This is a genomic window from Actinomadura napierensis (genome assembly GCF_039529375.1).
In the GTDB taxonomy this organism is placed as follows: Bacteria; Actinomycetota; Actinomycetes; order Streptosporangiales; family Streptosporangiaceae; genus Spirillospora; species Spirillospora napierensis.
In genome coordinates this window covers 1-3,082 of record NZ_BAAAMR010000241.1, presented here as the reverse complement: position 1 = coordinate 3,082, position 3,082 = coordinate 1, and the positions used below count along the sequence as shown (strand labels likewise).

Sequence of the window (3,082 nt, the reverse complement as noted above, 5' to 3'; positions counted from 1 at the left end):
GCCCCGGGGGGGCGGGCGACCTCGCGGGTGACGGCCGCGAGCCCCGCCACCGTCTCGGCGATGTCGTAGGCCGCCGCCGCCCCGGCCGCCGCGCGGCCCTCCCGCTCCGCGACTCCGGGGAACAGCAGCCGGGCCGCCAGCGCGTCGGCGAGCGCGCCCGGGTCGTCCACCGGGACCAGCGCCCCGAGCCCGGGACCGACGACCTCCGCGATGCCGGGGATGTCCGTCCCGACCAGGGACCGGCCGGTGGCGAGCGCCTCCAGCGCGGTCAGCGGCAGCCCCTCCCAGCGGGACGGCAGCACGACGACGTTCGCCGCCGCCAGCCAGTCGCGCGGGTCCTGCACCGCCGGGACGAACCGGACGCCCGGCACCCGGCGGCGGCGCAGCGCGTCCCGGTCCTCGCCGTCCCCGACGATCGCCAGCCGCGCCGACGGGCACCGGGCGGCGACCGCCGGCCAGGCCGCGACCAGCACGTCCTGCGCCTTCTGCCGGGTCAGCCGGCCGACGCACACCGCGAGCGGCGCGGCGGCGGGCAGGCCGAGGCGGGTCCGCGCCGCGAGCCGGGCGGACGCGTCGGCGGGCCCGAACCTGCGGCGGTCCACCCCGTTGCGGACCAGCCGGAACGGGCCCCGCACACCGGCCCGCATCCCCGCGCGCAGCTCGCCCTCGCCGACGCAGACCAGCGCGTCCGCGCGGCGGGCCGCGAGCCGCTCCCAGATCCGGCTGACCAGGTCCTGCCGGCCGGTGGCCGCGAGCCACGACCAGCCGTGCGGCTGGAAGATCGTCGGCACGCCGCACGGGCGGCCCGGCAGCCGTCCGGCCAGGCCGGCCTTCGAGGAGTGCAGGTGCACGACGTCCGGCTCGAAGCCCTTCACGAGGCGGCGCAGGCGCAGCGCCTCCAGCGGCGTGCGCGGGCCGGGCGCGCGGTGGGCGTCCCAGTTGAACCACGGCACGCCCGCCGCCGCGCAGCGGGCCGGCAGGTCGCCGCCGGACGGGCAGGCTACCGCGACCTCCCAGCCGCGCCTGCGCTGGTCGGCGACCGCCTGCCCGATGTAGACGGCGACGCCGCCCGCGTTCGGCTGGCTGACGTGCAGCACCCGCAGCGGGGCGGCGGCGTCAGCCATGCCCCGGCTGCCCGCCCTCGCGCGCCCCCGCGACCTCGTCACCGCGCGCCGTTGCGGCGCGGGGGGCGGCGGGGCGAGGGGTGTCCTCGCGCGGGTGGGGCACGTCGACGCGGGGTGCGGGCGCGTCGTCGCCGGGACGGGTCGGCATCGGGACGGACGCCGGCCGGTGGTGCCGGCGCGCGGCCAGGCCCGCGCGGACCAGCGCCAGGCCCGCGAACACCGGCGCCGGGACGGCGCGGCCGAGGATGATCCGCTGGTTCTGGACGCGGCTCGGCCGCCATTTCAGCTTGTAGGGTTCCTCGCCCCGCAGCAGGTTGACGGCCTGGCGGCCACGCGCGCGCGCCAGGCCGAGGTCCTCGCGGAGCAGCATCAGCGTGACGTCCACACTGTCGCGCAGCTCCGGGATCGCCCCGTACAGATAGGCGCCGACGAACCGGTGCCCGATGAGGACGAGGTCGCTGGCGACGAGCCGCCCGTCCCAGCGGTACTGGAGGATGGCGGCGCGGCCCTCGCGGACCATCGCGGCGCCCGCCTCGGCCAGGTGGCGGCGGAACCGCTCGCGGGTGTGCTCGGGGTTCATCGGCCGGTTGCGCCACTGCCGGGCGTGCAGGTCAAGCAGCGCGGCGACGGCGTCCCCCGCCTCGTCCGGCGGGACGGTCTCGACGGTGATGCCCCGGACGTCGATCTTGCGGAGCTTCGCGCGCATCTTGCCGGCGCTGCGGCCCGGCAGCCGCGCCAGCACGTCGTCGATGCCGGTGCAGGGCAGTTCCATGCAGACCGACGCCGGCATCCGCCACGCCCGGCCCGGCCAGCGCTGCGCCACCTGGTGGACGACCGAGCCGGGGCGCACCTCGCGCAGGTCGACCGCGCAGCGGCCGCGCATCCGGTGCAGCGCGCGGGCGAGGTGCTCGACGGCGCCGTCGGCGTAGGCGGGGTCGAGCAGGAAGTCGGCGAAGTCGCTCTGCTCGTCGGCGATCGGCACCAGCACCGGGAAGCCCCAGCGGCCCGCCGTCATCAGCGGCGCGGCGGCGACGAGGCGGCCCCGGTGCCGGACGAGGACGAGCCGCAGCCGCCCCCGGATCCCGTACCAGCCCCACCAGGCGCTGAGCCACTCGTGGGTCTGGAACGGCGTGGCCTCCGGGCTGCGTTCGTACAGGTCGCGGAGCTCGCCGGCGAGTTCGATGAGGGCGCCCTCGTCGCGGCGCACCTCCACCTGCCAGGTCCCGGCGGGCGCGGCGGCCCGGCTCGGGCGGATCATGCTGGACAGCGTCACGAGTTCACCTCCACGGGCTCGGCGGCCGGGCTCGGGACCGCGCCGCGCGGCGGCCGGGACGCGTCGTGCTGGCCGCGGCCGCGCCGCCCGCTCAGCACGGCGGCGCCGAGCCCGGCGAGCAGCACGCCGGACGCGGTGCCGACCGCGACGTCCAGCGACAGGTTCGGCGACGACGGCGCCGACGGGGTCGCGGCCATGCTCATCAGCGCGACCCGCACGCCGGTGTCGGTGCGGTGCGACGTGCCGTACCGGACGAGCGCGTCGGCGGCGGCGTTGGCGAACGCGGCGGCCCCGGCCGGGGTGTCCGCGCTGCCCGCGAGCTTGATCAGCGGGGTGTCCGGCGAGGTGGACGACTGGATGTGGTCGCGGGTCGCGGCCATCGCGCCGTCCGGCAGCGGGATCGAGGAGTAGGCGAGGGTCTCCGGCAGCGGCGCGAGCCGCCCGAACGCCTGCGCGAAGCTGACCGCCGCGGGTCCCTGGGCGCCGTCGCCGTCGTCGACGACCAGCACGTAGGCGGTGGCGGTGTAGGTCGCCGGCGCGAACAGGGCGTAGCCGAGCCCGCCGAGGAGCCCGCTCAGCACGAGCGCGATGGCGAGGCCGAACCGGCGCAGGAACGCGGCCATCGGCGCGCGCAGGCGGCCGGCGGCGCGGCGGGGCGTCGCGGCGGCCCGGCCTGCGGCGCGGC

At 78.8% G+C, this 3,082-nt stretch carries 3 protein-coding genes; all 3 read right to left on the bottom strand.

The annotated features are described in order from the left end of the window. The coding region (locus ABD296_RS49095) for a glycosyltransferase (protein ID WP_344285336.1) at positions 1–1,124 on the bottom strand (1,124 nt) is incomplete at its 3' end. After that, the gene (locus ABD296_RS49090) at positions 1,117–2,397 is read right to left on the bottom strand and encodes a GNAT family N-acetyltransferase (protein WP_344285333.1); all 1,281 of its coding nucleotides are present in this window, start codon (positions 2,395–2,397) and stop codon (positions 1,117–1,119) included. The genes ABD296_RS49095 and ABD296_RS49090, both read right to left, overlap by 8 nt. Continuing rightward, on the bottom strand, positions 2,394–3,082 hold a 689-nt coding region (locus ABD296_RS49085), incomplete at its 5' end, for a Wzz/FepE/Etk N-terminal domain-containing protein (RefSeq protein ID WP_344285330.1). The genes ABD296_RS49085 and ABD296_RS49090, both read right to left, overlap by 4 nt.